Raw genomic sequence first — 18161 nt, 5'->3', positions numbered from 1 at the left:
GGGGCGGAAATGGAAAATCAATCGTCCTGGTCCGGGGAGTCCTGGCCTGGGCCGATCCAGACGTCCCCCGGTTCCAGCGCGCGAAAGCGATGGGCCGCCACGCCTTCCAATGCCAGCGCCTGGGACAGTTCCTGCGGCGGGGCCAGCCGTTCCTCATCCGATAGGGGAAAGGTGCCCCAATGCACGGCCAACCCCTGGCGGGCGCCGCAGTCGGCCAGGATGCGCACGGCCTCCGCCGGATCGCAGTGCTGCTGCTTCATGAACCAGCGGGGGGCGTAGGCGCCGATGGGCAGGATGGCGACGGTAGGCTCGCCATGGTGCTGTCTCACCTGGCGAAAAATAGCGCCGTCGCCATAGCCGGTGTCGCCCGCCACATAGACCGGGCCCGCCGGTGTGCGCAGCACGAAGCCGCACCACAGCGCCATGCGCCGATCGCCCAGGCGGCGGGCCGACCAGTGATAGGCGGGATGAAAGCAGGCGGTGACGGCAGGGCCCAGCGCGACCGTGTCGCCCCAATCGCCGGTTTCCATCGGCAGGGGCCCCACCTCGCGCGCCACCACACGATCATTGCCCAGGGGTGCTACGATGCGGGGACGGTGGGTGGCCCACAGCCGCCGCAGGGTGCCCACGTCCAGATGGTCGTAATGGTTGTGGGTCAGTAGCACCGCATCGATAGGCGGCAGATCCTCGAAAGCCACGCCCGGCCGGTTGACGCGGCGCGGCCCCAGCCATTGAAAGGGGCTGACCCGTTCCGACCAGACCGGATCCACCAGCAGGTTCAGCCCCGCCACCTGGATCAGCACGCTGGCGTGGCCGATCATGGTGACCGCCAGGCCATGCACACGCGCCGCCGGGCGCACCTGCCGCCCCGCCACCGCCGTAGGCCACACCGGCCGCTTCCCACCCCAGCGCCAGCGCAGTATCTCCCCTAGGCTGCGGTCGGTCGGGGCTTGGCCGGGATTGAAGAAGCGGACACCGTCGAAATGGTCCGTCACAGGACCAGTGTAATAGGGATTCCCAGGCATTCGGCGTCCGCATCGTTGTGTGGCAAGAACCTTCCCTTGTATCGGCACGGGGCGGCGCCGTTTCAAGGGCGGGCACCCTTCCATTATTGTGCCATGTCAACGACATCCCTGGCCGGCGGCGCCCACAGTCGCACGACCTGCCGCCCTAATGGGATGCCCACCCGTGAGTCTCGACCCGACCGATCCGCCCCCCTTGTCGCCCGTGCTGCTTGCGGGACTGGCGGCGCGTGTCCTGCCACCCCTGCCGCTGCTGGGCCGCCCGCTGGCCGGGCCTGTGGCCGCGCGCCTGTCACAGACGGCCTTCGACCGCCTGCGGCGGCGCCATGAAGCGGTGTTCCAGCGCCTGGCGGTGCTGGGGGAGCGTACCTTCCTGATCGATCCCAGCGACCTGCCGGTGCGCTTCCTGCTGCGGCCGGCGGGCGCGCGGCCCGGCCTGTGGCCCATCGCCGATGGCAGCGCGGCGGCGCCCGCGGCCGCCACGCTGCGGGCGCCCCTGGCGGCGCTGCTGGCCTTGCTGGAAGGGCGCGTCGATGGCGACTCCCTGTTCTTCAGCCGACAGCTGATGATCGAGGGCGATATGGAAGCGGTGCTGATCCTGCGCAACGCCGTGGATGGCGCCGGCATCGCCTTGGAACGCGACTTGGCGGCCCGCCTGCCCCGGCGCCTCCTCATCCTGGGCCGGCGCTGGTATGGCGAGGTCGACGGCCTGCTGCATCTGACGGCCCGCGCCGCGCTGCAGCCCGCGGTGGTGCCGGCGCTGGAGGCGCGGCCATGACGGCCCCATCCCTGGCCCTCGTCTGCCCCGCCGGAACGCCGGCGGCATTGGACGCGGCGGTGGAAGCCGGCGCCGACGCCGTCTATTGCGGCTTCGCCGACGCCACCAACGCCCGCAACTTCCCCGGCCTGAATTTCAGCCCGGTGGAGATGCGCGCCGCCGTCACCCGCACCCACAGGGCCGGCCGGTCGCTCTACATCGCCATCAACACCTTCCCCCGGGCGGGGGAGGAGGCCACCTGGCACCGCGCCGTGGGCAACGCAGCCGAGGCCGGGGCCGACGCGGTCATCCTGGCCGACCTGGGCTTGCTGGCCTATGCCCAAGCCATGCACCCCTCCCTGCGCCTGCACCTGTCGGTCCAGGCCGCCGCCTCCACGCCCGAGGCCATCCGCTATCTGGCGCAGGCCTTCGGGGTGCAGCGCGTGGTGCTGCCCCGCGTGCTGACCCTGGCGGAGGTGACGGAGCTGACGGCGGCGGTGGCGCCGGTGGAAACGGAGGTCTTCGCCTTCGGCGGCATGTGCGTGATGGCGGAGGGGCGCTGCCAGCTGTCCAGCTACGTCACCGGCCAGTCGCCCAACACCCATGGCGTCTGTTCGCCCGCCGGCGCGGTGCAATTCCGGCGGGAGCCCGGCGGCGACGTCACCGCCCGGCTGGGCAGCGTCACCATCGACCGCCACTCCGCTGGATCGCCGGCCGGCTATCCCACCTTGTGCAAGGGCCGGTTCCGCGCCAACGCCACCACTGGCTACCTGTTCGAGGAGCCGACCTCGCTGAACGCCGCCGACCACATTCCCGGCCTGATCAAGGCCGGGGTGCGGGCGCTGAAGATCGAAGGGCGGCAACGGGGCCGCGCCTATGTCGCCCGCGTGGTCGGGGAATTCCGCCGCGTCATCGACGGCGCCGTGGCCGGCGGCTTCACCGTACCGGACCTGGCCCGGGGATTGGCCAGTGAAATGGAAGGCGGCCGCGCCACCGCCGGCGCCTATGACCGGCGCTGGCGCTGAGGGGGGGATCATGACTATCGAACGTCCCAAGCTGACCCTGGGCCCGCTGCACTTCCACTGGCCGGCCGCCCGGCGGCGCGATTTCTACGCCCGCATCGCGGACGAGGCGCCGGTGGACACCGTCATCCTGGGCGAGGTGGTCTGTTCCAAACGCGCCCCCTTCTTCGACAGCCACATCCCCGAGGTGGCGGAGCGCCTGCGGCGCGCCGGCAAGGAGGTGGTGCTGGCCAGCCTGGCGCTGGTCATGCAGGCGCGCGAGCGGCAAGGGGTCATGGACCTGGCGGCCGACAACGATTTCCTGGTTGAGGCCAACGACCTGACCGCCGTCGCCGCCTGCGCCGGCCGGCCGCACGCCATCGGCCCCCTGGTCGCCGTCTACAATCCCAGCACCCTGGAACTGATGGCCCGCCAGGGTGCGGTCCGCGTCTGCCTGCCCGGCGAACTGACAGCCGACGCCATCGCGGCATTGGCGCGGGCGGCCGTAATCAGCGGCGTCAGCCTGGAGGTCCAAGCCTTCGGCCGCCTGCCCCTGGCGATCTCCGCCCGCTGCTATCACGCCCGCGCCCATGGTCTGCACAAGGACGGCTGCCGCTACGTCTGCGAAAAGCATCCCGACGGCATGGACCTGGACACCCTGGACGGCACGCCCTTCCTGTCGGTGAACGGGGTGCAGACCCTGTCGGGCAGTTACCTCGACCTGCTGGGCGATCTGGGCCGGCTACGATCCCTGGGTGTCAGCCGCTTCCGCCTGTCGCCGCAGGACTGCGACATGGTGGCGGTGGCCGAAACCTTCCGCGCCGTGCTGGTTGGTGGCGTGCCGGTGGCCCCGGCCCGCGACCGCCTGCGCGACCTCTGCCCCGGCCGACGCTTCAGCAATGGCTTCCTGCACGGAGCGGAAGGCATGGCCTACCGGGCGGCGGCGGGCAGCTTTTAGAAAAGGGTATCTGCACAAAAATTGCGCGAAAGATGCATCCGCACCGCAATGCCACCGAATTGCAAATGCCGGCCAGACCGCTATCCTCAAGCGTGTTGATCTTTGGGGGTAACCGATGCGGCGTACGTGGGCGTGGATTATATTCTCCTTGGCTTGGGGCATTCAATCGGGCGAGGCGATGGCCACCGATGCGCCCATGCGGGGACCCGCCGCCGCTTGGGTAAAGCAACCCGCCCTCCCCTCGAAGATGGGCCCGAAGGGTGAGGCCGCCATTCAGCTGTTGCTGCAAGATGAGCAACTGAATTTCACGCCGAACGGCACGGAGTTCTTCCTTGAGACGGCGACCCGAATTCAGACGCCGCAGGGCCTGACCGCCCTTGGGACGTTGAGCCTGCCATGGAAGCCGTCCACCGACACCCTGACCATACATAAGCTCCACATCATCCGTGACGGTGAGGTCATCGATGTGCTGGCCAGACAGTCCTTCACTGTCCTGCGCCGCGAACAGAACCTGGAGTATGCGGCGCTCGACGGCGTGCTGACCGCGGCGTTGCAGCCCGAGGATCTGCGTGTGGGCGACATCTTGAACCTCGCCTACACCCTGAAACGCAACGACCCCGTGCTGAAAGGGGCGGTGGACTGGACGCTAACCGCCCTCGCGGACCTGCCCACTGGCCATCTGTCGTTGCGCGCCCTGTGGCCCCGTAGGCAGCCGTCCCACTGGAAAGCCAGCGAGGCGCTGACCGGCGCCAAGGAAAGCCGGGACGGCGAAACTGTGGAGCTGACGCTGGCGCAGGATGACACGCAGCCGCTGATACAACCGGCAGGCGCGCCGACGCGCTTCGTCCAGCGTCGCGAGATCCAGATCAGCGACTTCGCCTCCTGGGCGGCCGTCTCCAGCCTTATGCACCCACTGTTCGTTCGTGCGGCCACCTTGACCGAGCAATCACCGTTGAAGGTTGAGGTGGCGCGCTTGCGCGCCCTGTCGCCCGATCCCAAGGTCCAGGCGGCGGCGGCGCTGACCCTGGTGCAGGATCAAATCCGCTACGTCTTCCTGGGTCTGAATGACGGGACGCTGGTGCCAGCCACGGCCGATGAAACCTGGAGCCGCCAATTCGGCGACTGCAAGGCCAAAACAGCCATGTTGCTCGCCTTGCTGCATGAGCTGGGCATCACCGCGAACGCCGTGTTGGTCAACACCGTGGACGGTGACGGCATGGACGTGCGCCTGCCGGCCCTTCAGCATTTCAACCATGTATTGGTCCGTGCCACGGTGGACGGCAAGGACTATTGGCTGGACGGCACCCGGACGGGGGACCGCACCCTGGATCGTCTGCCCATTCCCAGTTTTCATTGGGGATTGCCGCTGGCCGAGAAAGGGGCAACGTTGATCCCCATCATGCCCGGCCCACTGGATCGCCCCAGCGTCAGCACCACGGTACGCATCGACGCGTCCGCCGGGATCCGTCCCCCTGCGCCTATGCATGTCGAAAGCGTTTTCACCGGCATCGCGGCGATAGGCTTGAAACAACAGCTGGCCAATCTCATGCCAGCCGATCTGCAGCGCGGCCTCAAGGAATATTGGCGCAAGCAATACGACTTCGTCGACGTGACCTCGGTATCCGCCACCTATGACGACGCGGCGGAAACGGAAACGCTGACCATGGACGGCATGGCCCGCATGGATTGGGAGTATAACCGATATGAAATCGACGGGGTTGGCATGGGGTACAAAGCCGACCTGAAACGTAGCCCCGGCCCCCATGACGACGCGCCCTACGCCGTGGCTTTCCCGACCTACACGCGGAATGTGGAAACCATCTTGGTGCCCAACGACGGCGGGGGATTCCGCGTCAGCGATGGCGCCAATGTCGATCGCACCATTGGAGCTACGCAATATCGCCGCAAAGCCACGCTGGCAGGCGGAACCTTAACCGTCGAGGCTACCCGGCGCAGTATCGCCCCCGAGTTCCCAGCCAAAGATGCCCCAGAAGTGCAACAGGCGCTACGTGAGATCAACAACAGTACAGTTTACGTCTACATGCCGCGCGACTACGGGGCCACATCCAAAGACATCGAATTCCTGCTGGGACAACAACTCACCACCGCCGATGAATATATCAATCGGGGTTATAGCCTGATGGGTGCGAAAAAATATAAAGAAGCCATCGCGGACTTCAACAAGGCGGAAGCGTTGGACCCTAAGACGGCGACCGCAATCGCTGACCGAGGCCTTGCTCATTACTGGCTGGGTGAACTGGATCAAGCGGAACAGGATTTCGATAAGGCGAGCGGCGTCGATCCCCGCAACGCTTATGTGTTCCAAGGGAGGGGCTTGATAGCCTGGCGTCACGGTCAGCTGAAGGACGCCGTGGCAGCCTTCTCAACCTCGCTGGAAATCGACGCCGGCAACGAATTCACCCTGAAACAACGGGCTCAGGTCTATGCCCAGATGAAGGATTATGACCACGCCTTGGCCGACCTCGACGCTGTACTGCACAAGCGTCCAGATTGGCTGGACGGCTACGGTTACCGCGCACAGCTCTTTGGCATCACGGGCACGCCGGAAAAGGCGCTGCCGGAAGCGCGCCGCGTCATTGACGCCAATCCGAACACCGCGGCGGCGTACCTCGTCGCCGGCAATATCTACAATCAACTCAACCACAAGGACGACGCCTTCCGCGCGCTGACCCGGTCCCTGGAAATCCAATCGACCCCAGCGGCTTACACGCTGCGGGCCAGTATCCGGCCAGCCACCGACCCGGCGGCGCGGCAGGCGGATCTGGATGCCGCGTTGAAGCTGGATCCGCGTTATGCAGCCGCCCACCAGATGCAGGGACGACTGGCCATGGACGCCGGAGATTGGGAAACGGCGGTGACGGCATACACGGCCGCGTCGGACATCAACCCCAAGGATCCCAACGCCCTTTTGCAGCGCGGTATAGCCTATGCTAAGCAAGATAAAAACGACTTGGCTGCCAAGGACTTCGCCGCCGCGCGGGCCCTGGTGACCAATCCTATGGTGTTGAACAACATGTGCTGGGCCAAGGCCGAAGCCAACGTCGATCTTGAGGGGGCTTTAGCCGATTGCGACGCGGCGCTGGTCCAAAAGCAGGCTGACGACCCCACCTCTGCCGCCCTGGATAGTCGTGGCTTCGTCCTGTTGCGGCTGCGCCGGTACGACGAAGCCATTGCCAGCTATGACGGAGCCCTTAAGCTGCGACCCGACAGCGCCATGTCGCTTTTCGGACGGGGCATCGCCCACCTGCATAAAGGGGAAACGGTGGCGGGCACGGCCGACATTAACCAGGCTAAGGCGAAGGACGCGGAAGTCGCCACGCAATACGCCAAGTACGGCATCCAACCCTGACTACCACCCGCCCGATGGGGCCCCGGCTGCCCTAGCGCCGCCATCCCCGCCCGGTCAGGTCAGTTCTGCCGGCTTCCGCCGGCTGTCGATGTGAGGGCTGGAGATGGTTTCCGGGTTGGGATGGCGCATGTCGGTGGGCATGTCCCCTCCACCTGCCCCGCTCCACCGCCAGGACATTCAGGCCGGCCTCGGTCAATTCCCGGGCGGCAATGGCGCCGGTCCAGCCGAACCCCACCACCAGCACGTCAACGAAGGGCAGTTTCTCAGACACGGGTCTTGGTCCCCACTTCCCTGGGCTGGCCGTCCTCATCGCGCGGGTCCGGCCGGGCCGGCCGGTGATGCCAAGTCGTCGATGGCGCGGATGGCGGAGCGATATACCTCCGCTAGGGTCATGAACGGCGCGTCGGCCGCACCCTCCAGCCAAGGCATGTCCCCTGGATGTCCGCGTCGGGGCGCCGCCCCAGGCGGACCGCTCGGGCGCGCCTGGAGCCCGGCTCCCAACAGGCCGCACCGGCTGAGTTTCGTCTCCATGCGTCTTCTCCGCCATTCAACTGAGCTGGCAGCCAGGCCTGCAGTCCCAAGCCAATGCCCCAGCCCGCGATTGGTTCCGTCCAAAAGCGGGCAAGGCGGAACAGGGCGGATGGGGCGGCGGTTCCCTCAACGCAAGACGGGTGGAAAACGCCCCTCGATCCCGTGACCAAGGAGGAATCCCCATGGCTTCTTTCGCGCCGCCCCCCTCTCCTGAACCATCTCGTCCCCGGCCCCGCACCAAGCTGGAGCAGTTGGCCCACGGCGCCTATCACGGAACGGGCGAAGCCCCACCCGTTCCCGAACACGCCCGCCGCCCGCTGGGCACCAAGCTGACCGACGTCCTGACCAGCGCCCCCGTGGCCTACACCGCCTTTGGCGTGGTGTTGGGCTTCATCTTCGGCAGCAGCCGGCGCTGAACGCGGAAAGGCCCGGGGGAGATCATGCTCCCCCGGGCCTTCTTGGCTTCGGCCGTTCAGAGCTTTCAACTCTTGGCGTAGTGGAACGCGGGCTGGTTCTTCAGTGCGTCCTTGTTGCCGCCAGGCAGTTCGATCCTGTCGTCGGTGATCTGCAGCGCGCTATAAGGCACCGCCACCAGGCGGTCGCCCACACCCAGGAAGCCGCCCACCGACAGGATGGCGTAGGGCACACTGTCCTTGGGCGAGATGATCAGGTCGTCAACGGTGCCGACGGTGTCGTTCTGGTCGTTCACCACCTTGGCGCCCACGATCTTGGACGAGCGATGGCCGGTGGCCACAGTGGCCACATCCACCTTGGTGGTGGCGATGCGCTGGGTGGTGCCCTGGGCCAGGATCGGGGTGGCGGGCAGGACGACGGCGGTGCCCAGGGCGGACACGCCCAGGGCCGCGGCCAGGTACAGGTTGGCGCGTTTCATGGTAACTCCTCCGGTTGGGGCGGGCCGCTTTTCCCAGAAGGCGCCGAGACGCTTGGGCGGGCCGCCCGGTTGTTGGAAGTCGGTTTTGCTAACCAGTTGAACAACAACCGAAAGCCGCCGACAGTTCCCGGGCCGGGCCGGCCGCCCCACAAATGCCCCAGGCGTTAACGGACCTTCAGGCGGCGGTACGGTTCAGTCGCGTCTTGGCCAGCATGGTCAGCCACTCGTCCGTCGCCTTTTCCTCATCCAGGCTGAGGCGCAGCAGCTGGGCGCTGTCCTCCCGGCCCAGCATCCGGGCCCAGGCGACCAGGGTGCCGTAGCGCGCGATCTCGTAATGCTCCACCGACTGGGCGGCGGCGACCAGGGCGGCGTCCAGAACGCCCTTGTCCGCGACCTCCCCCACCACGTCGTCGGTCTCGTCGATGATGCCGTCGATGGAAGGACACTTCGCCGCCTCCGGCACCGCGCCATGCGTCTGGAACACTTGCTCCAGCCGGGCGATCTGCTCCTGGGTTTCGCGTGCGTGCGCCTCGAAGCCGTGCCTCAGCTCATGGTCGGCCGCGCGCAGGGCCATCTTGGGCAGCGCCTTGGCGATACGGCGCTCGGCGTAATAAATGTCCTTCAACTGGTACAGGAACAAATCGTGCAGCGTCTCGATGTCCTTGGTGAACATGCCCATGACCGTATCCTCCGCAAGCGGGGCGGGAGTCCCCGTCCGTCGGCTTTAAACGCGGATCTGCACGTTTTTGTTCCGAAAGTTAAGGGCTGCTGCAACTGAAGCGGTTTGTCCCGGCGGATGGGGATGTCGAGGGGGCCGGCCGGTGGCGTGGTGGCGCGGATCGATTTCCCTCGCCTGGGGCAGGCCGACCCCCGAGCCCAGATCATGTCGCCCGTCAGCCCGCTGCGGTCAGACGTCGGGCGGCGTCCCGGCCGGGTGGGGCCGCCGGGGTAACGGGCGGAACGCGCCCTGGTTCCCAACCTTCGAGGGCGTGGCCCCCTAGTGCCGCGTCCACTGCGTCGTGGATGTCGCATCGGCGCCGGCCGGCAGGGTGGTGGCCCCCAGGGCGACGACGCGATTGGGCAGGCCCATCAGGCCGGCCAGCTTGGTGCGCGCCCGATTCACGCGGCTTTTGATGGTGCCCAGCGCGCAGCCACAGATCTCCGCCGCCTCCTCATAACTGACGCCGGCGCCACCCACCAGGATCAGCGCCTCGCGCTGGTCCTCCGGCAAGGCGGCCAGGGCCACCTTCAGCTCACGCCCGGTGATGCCCCACTCCTGGGCCGGCTCCATCATCAGGCGGCCGGTGTGGAAGCCATCCGGATCGGCCACCTCGCGCTGGCGGCGCTTGGCGATGGAATAGTGGCGGTTACGCAAGATGGTGAACAGCCAGGCGCGCAGGTTGGTGCCGGGCGTGAACTGATCGGCATGCGACCAGGCGCGCACCACACAGTCCTGGACCAAGTCGTCGGTATCGGCGGCGTTGCTGGTCAAGGACCGGGCGAAGGCGCGCAACGCGGGCAACAGGCGCAACACCTCATCACGGAATTCCGGATCCCGCGAACCCGCATTCAGCGGACCTGCTGCTAGGTCGGTCGACAGTAAATCAGATGGCATAATGTGCCCCGTATCGAGATTCTCCCAAGGGAAACTGGATCCTCGAGAATCGGATGGATGAGGTATTCGGGTTTATTTGAGATTATCATGGCGCGTTTTGCGGCGTTCAGTAAAATCATAACCCCCTAAAACTGAGGCGTCTCTGGATTTTCTGGGAGGGGGGCGACGTCTCTATTTTTCCATAAACACGTATCTGTCGTAGGCGGAACCGCCTATACCAAACGAATTCATTATGGCGTGTGCCCTAACGCGAAAACGTCCGGCGTAAAGTTCCAGGGGTCAACGAAACTTTCACGGCGGTCGGCGGGTTGGGAAAACAGATCACCAGCCCGGGCCTAATCACCCCCAAGACCCGCATCCCGAAGGCCCGATGACCAGACAAGAGGAGCGACGCAGATCATGCCGGCACCCCGCAGCGCCCCCGCCGACCTCGTCACCGAACAATTGCCCTGCCTGCGGCGCTACGCCCGGGCCCTGACCGGCCGCGCCATCAGCGGCGACGCTTACGTTCGCATGGTGCTGGAAACACTGGTGCAGGACGGTGTGGGCGTGCTGGGGCAGGACGCCGACCGTGGCACGCTGTTCCGCCTGTTCCACCGCATCTATGCCGGCGGACACCTGGAACTGGAGGATGAGGGTCCCGTGCCTGAAACCATGGGCCCCGGCGCCTTGCTGCGCACCCTGCCCTGTGAACGGCGGGAAGCCTTGCTGCTGACGGCGGTGGAGGGCTTTTCGGCCGACGAGGCCGCCTGGATCCTGGGTTTGCCGCTGGACGAGGTCGAGCGCCAGATCCACCTGGCCCGCCAAGCTTTCCGTGATCGCCTGCGCTCCGGCGTGCTGATGCTGGAGGACGACATGGCCATCCGGATTCCTCAAGCGGGAGAGATGCCGCCGCGTGCCGCCCCTCCGCCCGTCGACCATCCTGCCAGCGGTGCGGGCGCCGGTCTTCACTAAGCGTCTTCTTAAGGGTGGTTGGCCGCCGGTCGCTCATTTAAGCTGGCTGAGCCGGCGGCGCGCCCTAGGCCCAAGATGTCGCTTCAACCTGCCGGGGGACACGCGGGCGCCAGGCTACCGCCCAAACAAGGCCTGCCTACCGGGGCCGCATCCAGGGGATCCGTCATGACCAAGCAGCCGAAGCCCACCAACGGCAAGCGATCGCTGCTGACGGCCGGCACCCGCCCCATGCCCCCGGGCCCACACACCGTGCTGGACCGTGGCCTACGCGAGATGTTCGAGGATGAGGAGGCGGAACCGGTGCCGCAGCACCTGTTGGACCTGGTGGACAAACTGCATCAGAAAAGCCGCAAGCATTGAAGGGGCGGTGATGCCGGCCCACGGTTTATCCTTGACTCATTCATAACCGATTGGTTATGAATTTTCTCATAGCTGATTGGTTATGTATCCGATGCCCCACGATCCCGACCTGTTGTTCCGAACGCTGGCCGACCCCACCCGCCGAGGGATTTTTGAGCAATTATGCCGCCGGGGGGAACAGACCGTGGCGACGTTGACCGCGCACGCCGGCGTCTCCCAGCCCGCCGTGTCCAAACATCTGGCCGCCTTGAAGCAGGCCGGCCTGGTGCGCGACCGGCCGGAAGGCCGCCAAACCCATTACAGCGCCCAGCCCAAGGCCCTGGCCCCGCTGACCGACTGGACGATCCAGATGGCCAGCTTCTGGGAAGGCCGGTTCGACGCCCTGGAAGACTTGCTGAAAAGGATGGACCAATGATCCCCCCGTGACTGAAGCCGTCGCGTCCGAAACCCGCTCCGTCGTCATCGAGCGCGAGGTGCCCTACCCGCCGGAAAAGATCTGGCGCGCCCTGACCCAGCCCCACCTGCTGGCGGAATGGCTGATGAAGAACGACTTCCAGGCGACCGTGGGCCACCGCTTCGATTTCCGGGGCGACTGGGGTTCCGTCGACTGCCAGGTGCTGGAGGTGGAACCGCACCGGATCCTGTCCTACAGCTGGGCGGCCATGGGCCTGGACAGTGTCGTCACCTGGACGCTGACGCCGTCCGCCACGGGCACCCGCCTGCGCATGGAACAGGCCGGCTTCCGCCCAGACCAGGAACAGGCCTACCGCGGCGCCCAATACGGCTGGACACAGTTCCTGGGCAAACTGGAACAGGTCCTGGCCGGCGCCACCGCCTGAGACCCACGCGAGACCATGGAAAACGGAGGTCACCCCATGAATTGGGCCAAAGGCATCCGCCAGCTTCACCGCTGGCTATCCATCGCCTTCACCGGCGGCGTCATCACCTATATGGCGGTCATGAGCCAGGGCCAGCAACCCGCCGCCTGGGTTGGGCTGCTGGCCCTGGTCCCGCTGATCCTGCTGTTGGCCTCGGGCCTCTACCTGTTCGCGCTGCCCTATGTCGGGCGGGGCCGCGCCGGCGGGCAGCGCGCCCCCGGCTAGGCGCCTCAGGCAGGCACTGGCCCGACGTTGCGCTGAGGGAAGCGGTGGCGGCGCATGGCCTCGACGAAAAGGGCCAGCATGTCCTCCAGCGTCTCGCCGGTGATCACCCCTTCCTCCTTCGGCAGGACGGGCAGGTTGGCGGCCGCCAATACCCTTTCGCCCGTGCCGATGGCGGCGATAGGCTTGCCGTGCAGAAAGGCCTCGTTGAGGAAATGGCGGAACAGGCCGCTGGCCTCCAGGACGCTGGTGTCCGCCCCACCCGGCACGATCACCCCGTCATAAACCACCGACGGGGCGTTGGGCGCGGCGCGCGTGACGGGCACGAAGCCGCCGTCGCCGCCCGGCACCGTCCCGGCGGTGGGGGCCACCACCTCCACCACCGCCTCCTCATCCATCAAGGTTTCCTGGATGATGGTCAGTTGTTCGACGCTGACCCCGTTGTCCACCAGCACCGCCACCTTGCGGCCGCGGATGTCCTCCGCCACCCTGTCCATGCTCAGCGCGGGCGAGCGCCCGACCTTCAGATCGGCGACCGGTGGATGCACCCTGGCCTCCGGCAGCGGTATGCCCGTCCGGGCGGCGACGCCCTGCGCCAGTTCCAGCGCGATGTTGCTCAGGATCACATCCATCACCCGCTGGCGCACCACCATGTCGGTGCATTGGTTCAGCTCGAAGGAGAAGGCGGCGACGATGTGGTCCTTCTCCCACCCCGCCATGCTGTTCCAGAACAGGGTGGCCTGGCTGAAATGGTCCCCGAAGCTGTCGCTACGCACGCGGATCTTGGCGCCGTCCACCTTCTCGGCATAGCTGCGGAAGGCGTCGGCGGCCTCCGGCGAATGCATGGGGCAGCCGTGGGCCAAGCCGTTGGGGAAATAGGCCACGCGGCCCCGGTTGATCTGCCGGCGGCCCATGCCGTCGCGCTGATTGTTGTCCACCCGCTGCAGCGGCCGATTGATGGGCAGTTCCGCGAAGTTCGGGCCCACGCGGCGCAGCTGGGTGTCGAGGTAAGAGAACAGGCGCCCCTGCAGCAGCGGATCGTTGGTGAAGTCGATGCCCGGCACCACATGGCCGACATGGAAGGCCACCTGTTCGGTCTCGGCGAAGAAGTTGCCCGGGTTGGCCGTCAGGGTCATCAGACCCACCCGGCGGACCGGCACCACCTCCTCCGGAACGATCTTGGTGGGGTCGAGGATGTCGACACCGTATTTGAACTCATCCTCTTCCTCGATGACCTGCAGGCCCAGCTCCCATTGCGGGAAGTCGCCGCGCTCGATGGCGTCGAACAGGTCGCGGCGGTGGAAGTCCGGGTCCTTGCCGGCGGTCTTCTGCGCCTCGTCCCACACCTGGCTGAAGATGCCCTTCAGCGGTTTCCAGTGGAACTTGACGAAGCGCGCCTTCCCGTCGGCGTTGACCAGGCGGAAAGTATGGACGCCGAAGCCCTCCATGGTGGCGTAGCTGCGGGGGATGGCGCGGTCGCTCATCACCCACATCAGCATGTGGGCGGATTCCGGGGTCAGCGACACGAAGTCCCAGAAGGTGTCGTGCGCCGACTGCGCCTGTGGGATCTCGTTGTGCGGTTCCGGCTTCACCGCGTGGATCAGGTCAGGAAACTTGACCGCGTCCTGGATGAAGAAAACGGGCATATTGTTGCCCACCAGGTCCCACACGCCTTCCTCGGTGTAGAATTTGACAGCGAACCCCCGCACGTCACGCACCGTGTCGGCCGACCCGCGCGACCCCGCCACGGTGGAGAAGCGCACGAACACCGGCGTCTCCTTGCCCGGGTCCTGGAAGGGCGCGGCGGTGGTGAGGTCCGTCAGCGGCTCATAGACCTGGAAGACGCCGTGGGCCGCGGCGCCGCGGGCGTGCACCACCCGTTCCGGAATGCGCTCATGATCGAAATGGGTGATCTTTTCCCGCAGATGGAAATCCTCCATCAGCGTCGGCCCGCGCGGCCCGGCGCGCAGGGAGTTCTGGTCGTCGCTGATCTTCAGGCCCTGGTTGGTGGTCAACGCCGACCCCGCCTCCTGGCTGTCCGGCGCGAGATCCCGCTGCTTGGCCGTGTCGCCGCCGACGAAAGGCACGCTGGGCATGGTGGGCTTGGCCAATGGCTGGGCCACCGCGTCCGGGATGGGCGCGTCCGGAGTGGGGCTGGGCGTGGGCGGCACCGGGCGCACGGGCGTGTCATCGTAACGGGTGTCGGACATTGGCTTCCCCTTTGGCGGGCGAGACTGACGGCGGTCCACGCACAAACCGCCCGGCTCAGCTCAAGTTCCCGGTATCCTGGCGCTTTTCCGCCCGGCGCAGCATGGTCAGCACCGCGGCCTCCGCCGGGGATAGGCCCGACGGGCCGTCATGGCGCAGGCGCAAACGGAAGCGGCCCGCCAGGTAATCCTCCATGATCGCCGGATGGACGTAACATTGGCGGCAGACGGTGACGGTGTTGCCCAGCCGCGCCGCCACCCGCTTCAACGCGGCGGTGACCATGCGCCGGCCGTGGGTGGGGCTGGTTGGTGCCGGGCTGTCGTCCAGCGCCAGAGCCATCATGACCGTGCCCGCCCAGGTGCGGAAATCCTTGGCGGTGACCCCGTCTTCGCCCCTGAGGCCCGTTCCTTCCGTCGCGCGGCGCAAGTAGGCGTTCACATCGGCGGAGCTGACTTCCCGCCGATGGCCGTCACCGTCCAGATATTGGAAAAGGGGCTGGCCCGGCAGTTCCTGGCAGGCCTTGACGATCCGCGCCACCCGCCGGTCGGTCACCTTCAGCCGCCAGAGCTTGCCGCTCTTGCCCTTGAAATCGAAGCGCAGGGACGACTTCTCCACGCTGACGTGGGCGGCGCGCAGGGTGGTCAGGCCATAGCTCTGGTTGTCGCGGGCGTAGTCGGCGTTGCCCACGCGGATCAGGGTCGTGCCCAGCAGATGGACGATGGTGGCCAGCACCTTGTCACGCGGCAGGCCGGGCAGCGTCAGATCCTGGGCCACACGTTCGCGGATGCGCGGCAGGCACCGGGCGAAATCGATGAGGTGGTGGAACTTGGCCCCTTCCCGCGCCTGGCGGAAGGCGGGATGGTACATGTACTGCTTGCGCCCTTTGGCGTCACGGCCGGTGACCTGCAGGTGGCCGTTCTCATCCGCGCAAATCCAGACGTCCGTCCACGCCGGGGGGATGACCAGGGCCTTGACGCGGGCCCGCAATGCCGGGTCGCGTACCGTGGCGCCATCAGGCAGACAGTAGCGGAATCCCGACCCGGACTTCCGCCGCCGGATGCCGGGATCGCTGTCGCTGACATAGACCAGGCCCGCGTCATCGCCCATGCGTCGGCCCCGGACGCCCCGCAGCGGCGCGGGACTGGGTGAGATAAAGCCATTGCCCCACCACGGCGGTGGCCAGGACCAAGGCGTTGGTGGTGACGAACACCCAATTGCCGAGCAACCAGGAATAGATGACGAAGCCGATGGACGTGGCGATCTGGCCGGTGAACAGCCAAGGCGACACCCCCTTGGTCGACCGCTCGCGCCATTGCGTCCGGACTTGGCAAGCCAGCGTCAGGAACAGCAGCGACGCCGCCAGCCAGCCGATGAGGTCCGCCATCATCCGCCGTAGGCTCCCGCCCCGACCTTGACGCCCAGCACACGACAGGCGGCGGCGCCCAAATCCTGCTCCAGCTCGAAATAGCGGGCCCAAGGATCGCCACGGCGCATCAGGGCCGTGGCGTCGGCGGTGGTGCAGCTGTCCGCCCGTTCCACCTTGGCCAATTCCTCCCAGCTGACCGGGCAGGCGATGGGGGTGCCGCCGCCCGCCCGCGCGGGTTTGGCACGGGTGGAATAGGGGGCGACGGCCGAAGAACCCCGCGTATTGCGGAAATGGTCGATGAAAAGGCGTCCCTGGCGCCGCGCCTTGCTCATGGTGGCGACGTAGGCCTCAGGATTGGCCTCCACCAGCTGTTCCGCCACGGCCTTGGCGAAGGCGGCCACCACCGGCCACTGCCGCCGCCCGCCGCCGGCGCCAGGACCCAGCGGGGCCACGACATGCACGCCCTTGCCGCCCGTCAGCAGGGGGAAGCTGGCCAGGTCCAGCGCCGCCAGCACATCGCGCATGGCCACTGCCGCCGCCTTGACCTTGGCGAAGGGCAGACCGGCGTCGGGGTCCAGGTCGAACACCAGCCGGTCGGGCGATTCAAGCTTGCGCACCAGGCTGCCCCACAGGTGCAGTTCCAGCACGCCCATTTGGGCCGCCGCCCGCAAGCCCTCCACGTCCGTGAGGTAGAAATAGTCGATCCGCCGCCCGTCCTTCTCCCTCACCGCCTTGCGCCGCCACGGCGATGGCGTGCCGGACCCGGCATGGCGCTGGAAAAAGCAGGCCTGCCCCGTCCCCTCGGGGCAGCGCAGCAGGCTTAACAGCCGGCCGGCGGCATAGGGCAGCATGCGCGGGGCCACCGTCTCCAAATAGTCGGCCAAGTCCTGCTTGGTCAGGCCGGAGACGGGGTCCAGCACCCGCTCCGGATGGGTCAGGGCGACCTGGTCCATGCGTGTTCCCCCTTCCTTCACCGCTTGGTCAAGGGGTTCCGCCGTCTCCAGCGTCACGGCCTTGGCCGGCTTGTCGCCGCGCAAGCCCAGGAAGCGACCCTGGCGCACCAGCCGGTCGGCGGTGAAGCCGGCGAAGGCGATTTCCGCCACCAGCTCGGGCTTCACCCAGCGCGCCTCCCGGGCGACGGCGGGGGGTACGCTGTCCGCCGCCACCGTCGGGGTCTTGCGCGCCAGCGCGCGCAGCCGTGCCTCCAGGCCCGCCTGGGTGTCGGCGTCGAAGCCACTGCCCACCCGGCCGGCATAGCGCAAGGCGCCGTCCTCGCGCAGGCCCAGCAACAGGGAGGCGAAGGCCCGGCCGTGCGTGGAGGGCGACCAGCCGACGATGATGAATTCCTGGCGGTTGCCGCATTTCACCTTCAGCCAATCATGGCCCCGCCCGGGGTGGTAGGGGGCGCTGACCCGCTTGGCGATGATGCCCTCGAAGCCCTGTTCACACAGCGTGGCCAGCAGACCGGCGCCACCGCCCATCACATGATCGGTGTAGAAGACCGGGCCGGTCTTGCCGGATTCCCCCAGCAGGGCGGCCAGACGCGCCTTGCGCGCCACCAGCGGACGGGAGGCCCAGTCGCGCCCGGCCTCCGCCAACAGGTCGAAGACGTAATAGCTGAGCGCGGCCTGATCGTCCTTCATGGCGCGCTGCAGGGTATTGAAACTGCTGAGTCCCCGGGGATCCAAAGCCACGATCTCCCCGTCCAGCAGCACCGGCGGCAGAGCCAACGCCGCCAGCGCCCGCACGATGGTGGGAAAGCGGTCGGTCCAATCCAGGCCGGAGCGGGTGTGGATGCGCACCTCATCGCCGGACACCGCCACCACCGCGCGATAGCCGTCGAACTTGGCTTCGAACAGCCAGTCCGCCCCTTCGGGCGGAACGTCGACCAGGGTGGCCAGCGCCGGCTCGACGAAGGCCGGCGGCGGAACCCGCATCCGCGACGGCGATACCGTGGCCGGCCCGGGCGGCTCCCTGGAAGGATGGTCCAGCACCTCGTCATCGGGGATGTCACGACCCATGGCGCC

Annotated in this window: 18 protein-coding genes; 10 read left to right on the top strand and 8 right to left on the bottom strand. The window is 67.3% G+C overall.

Annotated features, from left to right (window positions below; genetic code table 11):
- Positions 1–17: 17 nt before the first annotated feature.
- Positions 18–1025 carry an MBL fold metallo-hydrolase gene (locus UAA55_RS09125; RefSeq protein ID WP_322952374.1) on the bottom strand — a complete coding sequence of 336 codons (1008 nt, stop codon included), beginning with the start codon at positions 1023–1025 and terminating at the stop codon, positions 18–20.
- Between the two features lie 163 nt (positions 1026–1188).
- Here UAA55_RS09125 and ubiT point away from each other — a divergent pair, with 163 nt between their 5' ends.
- From ubiT to UAA55_RS09100, 5 genes are all read left to right on the top strand, one after another.
- Positions 1189–1800 (top strand): ubiquinone anaerobic biosynthesis accessory factor UbiT, encoded by a 612-nt coding sequence (gene ubiT / locus UAA55_RS09120; protein ID WP_322952373.1) that lies wholly within the window; start codon positions 1189–1191, stop codon positions 1798–1800.
- Positions 1797–2804: a ubiquinone anaerobic biosynthesis protein UbiU gene (gene ubiU, locus UAA55_RS09115; protein ID WP_322952372.1), complete on the top strand. Its 1008-nt coding sequence runs from the start codon at positions 1797–1799 to the stop codon at positions 2802–2804. The genes ubiT and ubiU overlap by 4 nt, the downstream gene beginning before the upstream one ends.
- 10 nt (positions 2805–2814) lie before the next feature.
- Positions 2815–3738 carry a ubiquinone anaerobic biosynthesis protein UbiV gene (gene ubiV, locus UAA55_RS09110; RefSeq protein ID WP_322952371.1) on the top strand — a complete coding sequence of 308 codons (924 nt, stop codon included), beginning with the start codon at positions 2815–2817 and terminating at the stop codon, positions 3736–3738.
- Between the two features lie 148 nt (positions 3739–3886).
- Positions 3887–7108 (top strand): tetratricopeptide repeat protein, encoded by a 3222-nt coding sequence (locus UAA55_RS09105; RefSeq protein WP_322952370.1) that lies wholly within the window; start codon positions 3887–3889, stop codon positions 7106–7108.
- Positions 7109–7821: 713 nt separating this feature from the next.
- Positions 7822–8055 carry a hypothetical protein gene (locus UAA55_RS09100; RefSeq protein WP_322952369.1) on the top strand — a complete coding sequence of 78 codons (234 nt, stop codon included), beginning with the start codon at positions 7822–7824 and terminating at the stop codon, positions 8053–8055.
- 65 nt (positions 8056–8120) lie between these two features.
- Here the strand turns inward: UAA55_RS09100 and UAA55_RS09095 are convergent, their stop codons facing one another.
- The 3 genes from UAA55_RS09095 to UAA55_RS09085 all read right to left on the bottom strand — a co-directional run bounded on the left by UAA55_RS09095 (position 8121) and on the right by UAA55_RS09085 (position 10065).
- Positions 8121–8531, bottom strand: a complete 411-nt coding sequence (locus UAA55_RS09095; RefSeq protein WP_322952368.1) for a PRC-barrel domain-containing protein — start codon at positions 8529–8531, stop codon at positions 8121–8123.
- Positions 8532–8706: 175 nt separating this feature from the next.
- On the bottom strand, positions 8707–9210 hold the full coding sequence (locus UAA55_RS09090; RefSeq protein ID WP_322952367.1) for a YciE/YciF ferroxidase family protein: 504 nt from the start codon (positions 9208–9210) through the stop codon (positions 8707–8709).
- Positions 9211–9528: 318 nt separating this feature from the next.
- Positions 9529–10065 (bottom strand): sigma-70 family RNA polymerase sigma factor, encoded by a 537-nt coding sequence (locus UAA55_RS09085; protein WP_246138793.1) that lies wholly within the window; start codon positions 10063–10065, stop codon positions 9529–9531.
- Positions 10066–10545: 480 nt separating this feature from the next.
- Between UAA55_RS09085 and UAA55_RS09080 the strand changes: the two genes are divergently transcribed.
- The 5 genes from UAA55_RS09080 to UAA55_RS09060 all read left to right on the top strand — a co-directional run bounded on the left by UAA55_RS09080 (position 10546) and on the right by UAA55_RS09060 (position 12563).
- Positions 10546–11100 carry a sigma factor-like helix-turn-helix DNA-binding protein gene (locus tag UAA55_RS09080; protein WP_322952366.1) on the top strand — a complete coding sequence of 185 codons (555 nt, stop codon included), beginning with the start codon at positions 10546–10548 and terminating at the stop codon, positions 11098–11100.
- A gap of 165 nt (positions 11101–11265) precedes the next feature.
- On the top strand, positions 11266–11460 hold the full coding sequence (locus UAA55_RS09075) for a NepR family anti-sigma factor (RefSeq protein WP_322952365.1): 195 nt from the start codon (positions 11266–11268) through the stop codon (positions 11458–11460).
- 82 nt (positions 11461–11542) lie between these two features.
- On the top strand, positions 11543–11875 hold the full coding sequence (locus tag UAA55_RS09070; RefSeq protein WP_322952364.1) for an ArsR/SmtB family transcription factor: 333 nt from the start codon (positions 11543–11545) through the stop codon (positions 11873–11875).
- Positions 11876–11882: 7 nt separating this feature from the next.
- On the top strand, positions 11883–12299 hold the full coding sequence (locus tag UAA55_RS09065) for an SRPBCC family protein (protein ID WP_322952363.1): 417 nt from the start codon (positions 11883–11885) through the stop codon (positions 12297–12299).
- A 36-nt stretch (positions 12300–12335) separates the two neighbouring features.
- On the top strand, positions 12336–12563 hold the full coding sequence (locus tag UAA55_RS09060; RefSeq protein WP_322952362.1) for a hypothetical protein: 228 nt from the start codon (positions 12336–12338) through the stop codon (positions 12561–12563).
- 5 nt (positions 12564–12568) lie between these two features.
- Here UAA55_RS09060 and UAA55_RS09055 read toward each other — a convergent pair whose 3' ends face one another.
- The 4 genes from UAA55_RS09055 to ligD are packed head-to-tail and all read right to left on the bottom strand — an operon-like array spanning position 12569 to position 18155.
- Positions 12569–14770: a catalase gene (locus tag UAA55_RS09055; RefSeq protein WP_322952361.1), complete on the bottom strand. Its 2202-nt coding sequence runs from the start codon at positions 14768–14770 to the stop codon at positions 12569–12571.
- Positions 14771–14825: 55 nt separating this feature from the next.
- Positions 14826–15875, bottom strand: a complete 1050-nt coding sequence (locus tag UAA55_RS09050; RefSeq protein WP_322952360.1) for a DNA topoisomerase IB — start codon at positions 15873–15875, stop codon at positions 14826–14828.
- On the bottom strand, positions 15865–16155 hold the full coding sequence (locus UAA55_RS09045; protein ID WP_322952359.1) for a PQ-loop domain-containing transporter: 291 nt from the start codon (positions 16153–16155) through the stop codon (positions 15865–15867). The genes UAA55_RS09050 and UAA55_RS09045 overlap by 11 nt, the downstream gene beginning before the upstream one ends.
- Positions 16152–18155, bottom strand: coding sequence for a DNA ligase D (gene ligD / locus UAA55_RS09040; RefSeq protein WP_322952358.1), 2004 nt, complete (start codon positions 18153–18155; stop codon positions 16152–16154). The genes UAA55_RS09045 and ligD overlap by 4 nt, the downstream gene beginning before the upstream one ends.
- Positions 18156–18161 lie beyond the last annotated feature (6 nt).

It is taken from the genome of Nitrospirillum guanabarense (genome assembly GCF_034653355.1).
Lineage (GTDB): Bacteria > Pseudomonadota > Alphaproteobacteria > Azospirillales > Azospirillaceae > Nitrospirillum.
Note: the sequence above shows the minus strand (reverse complement) of the source record. Positions and strands in the feature narration are given on the sequence as shown.

Excerpts from the sequence above, each read along its gene's own strand:
- UAA55_RS09125 (WP_322952374.1), bottom strand. The coding sequence starts at position 1,025 with ATGCCTGGGAATCCCTATTACACTGGTCCTGTGACGGACCATTTCGAC.
- ubiU (WP_322952372.1), top strand. The coding sequence starts at position 1,797 with ATGACGGCCCCATCCCTGGCCCTCGTCTGCCCCGCCGGAACGCCGGCG.
- ubiV (WP_322952371.1), top strand. The coding sequence starts at position 2,815 with ATGACTATCGAACGTCCCAAGCTGACCCTGGGCCCGCTGCACTTCCAC.
- UAA55_RS09100 (WP_322952369.1), top strand. The coding sequence starts at position 7,822 with ATGGCTTCTTTCGCGCCGCCCCCCTCTCCTGAACCATCTCGTCCCCGG.
- UAA55_RS09095 (WP_322952368.1), bottom strand. The coding sequence starts at position 8,531 with ATGAAACGCGCCAACCTGTACCTGGCCGCGGCCCTGGGCGTGTCCGCC.
- UAA55_RS09090 (WP_322952367.1), bottom strand. The coding sequence starts at position 9,210 with ATGGGCATGTTCACCAAGGACATCGAGACGCTGCACGATTTGTTCCTG.
- UAA55_RS09080 (WP_322952366.1), top strand. The coding sequence starts at position 10,546 with ATGCCGGCACCCCGCAGCGCCCCCGCCGACCTCGTCACCGAACAATTG.
- UAA55_RS09075 (WP_322952365.1), top strand. The coding sequence starts at position 11,266 with ATGACCAAGCAGCCGAAGCCCACCAACGGCAAGCGATCGCTGCTGACG.
- UAA55_RS09070 (WP_322952364.1), top strand. The coding sequence starts at position 11,543 with ATGTATCCGATGCCCCACGATCCCGACCTGTTGTTCCGAACGCTGGCC.
- UAA55_RS09060 (WP_322952362.1), top strand. The coding sequence starts at position 12,336 with ATGAATTGGGCCAAAGGCATCCGCCAGCTTCACCGCTGGCTATCCATC.
- UAA55_RS09055 (WP_322952361.1), bottom strand. The coding sequence starts at position 14,770 with ATGTCCGACACCCGTTACGATGACACGCCCGTGCGCCCGGTGCCGCCC.
- UAA55_RS09050 (WP_322952360.1), bottom strand. The coding sequence starts at position 15,875 with ATGGGCGATGACGCGGGCCTGGTCTATGTCAGCGACAGCGATCCCGGC.
- UAA55_RS09045 (WP_322952359.1), bottom strand. The coding sequence starts at position 16,155 with ATGATGGCGGACCTCATCGGCTGGCTGGCGGCGTCGCTGCTGTTCCTG.
- ligD (WP_322952358.1), bottom strand. The coding sequence starts at position 18,155 with ATGGGTCGTGACATCCCCGATGACGAGGTGCTGGACCATCCTTCCAGG.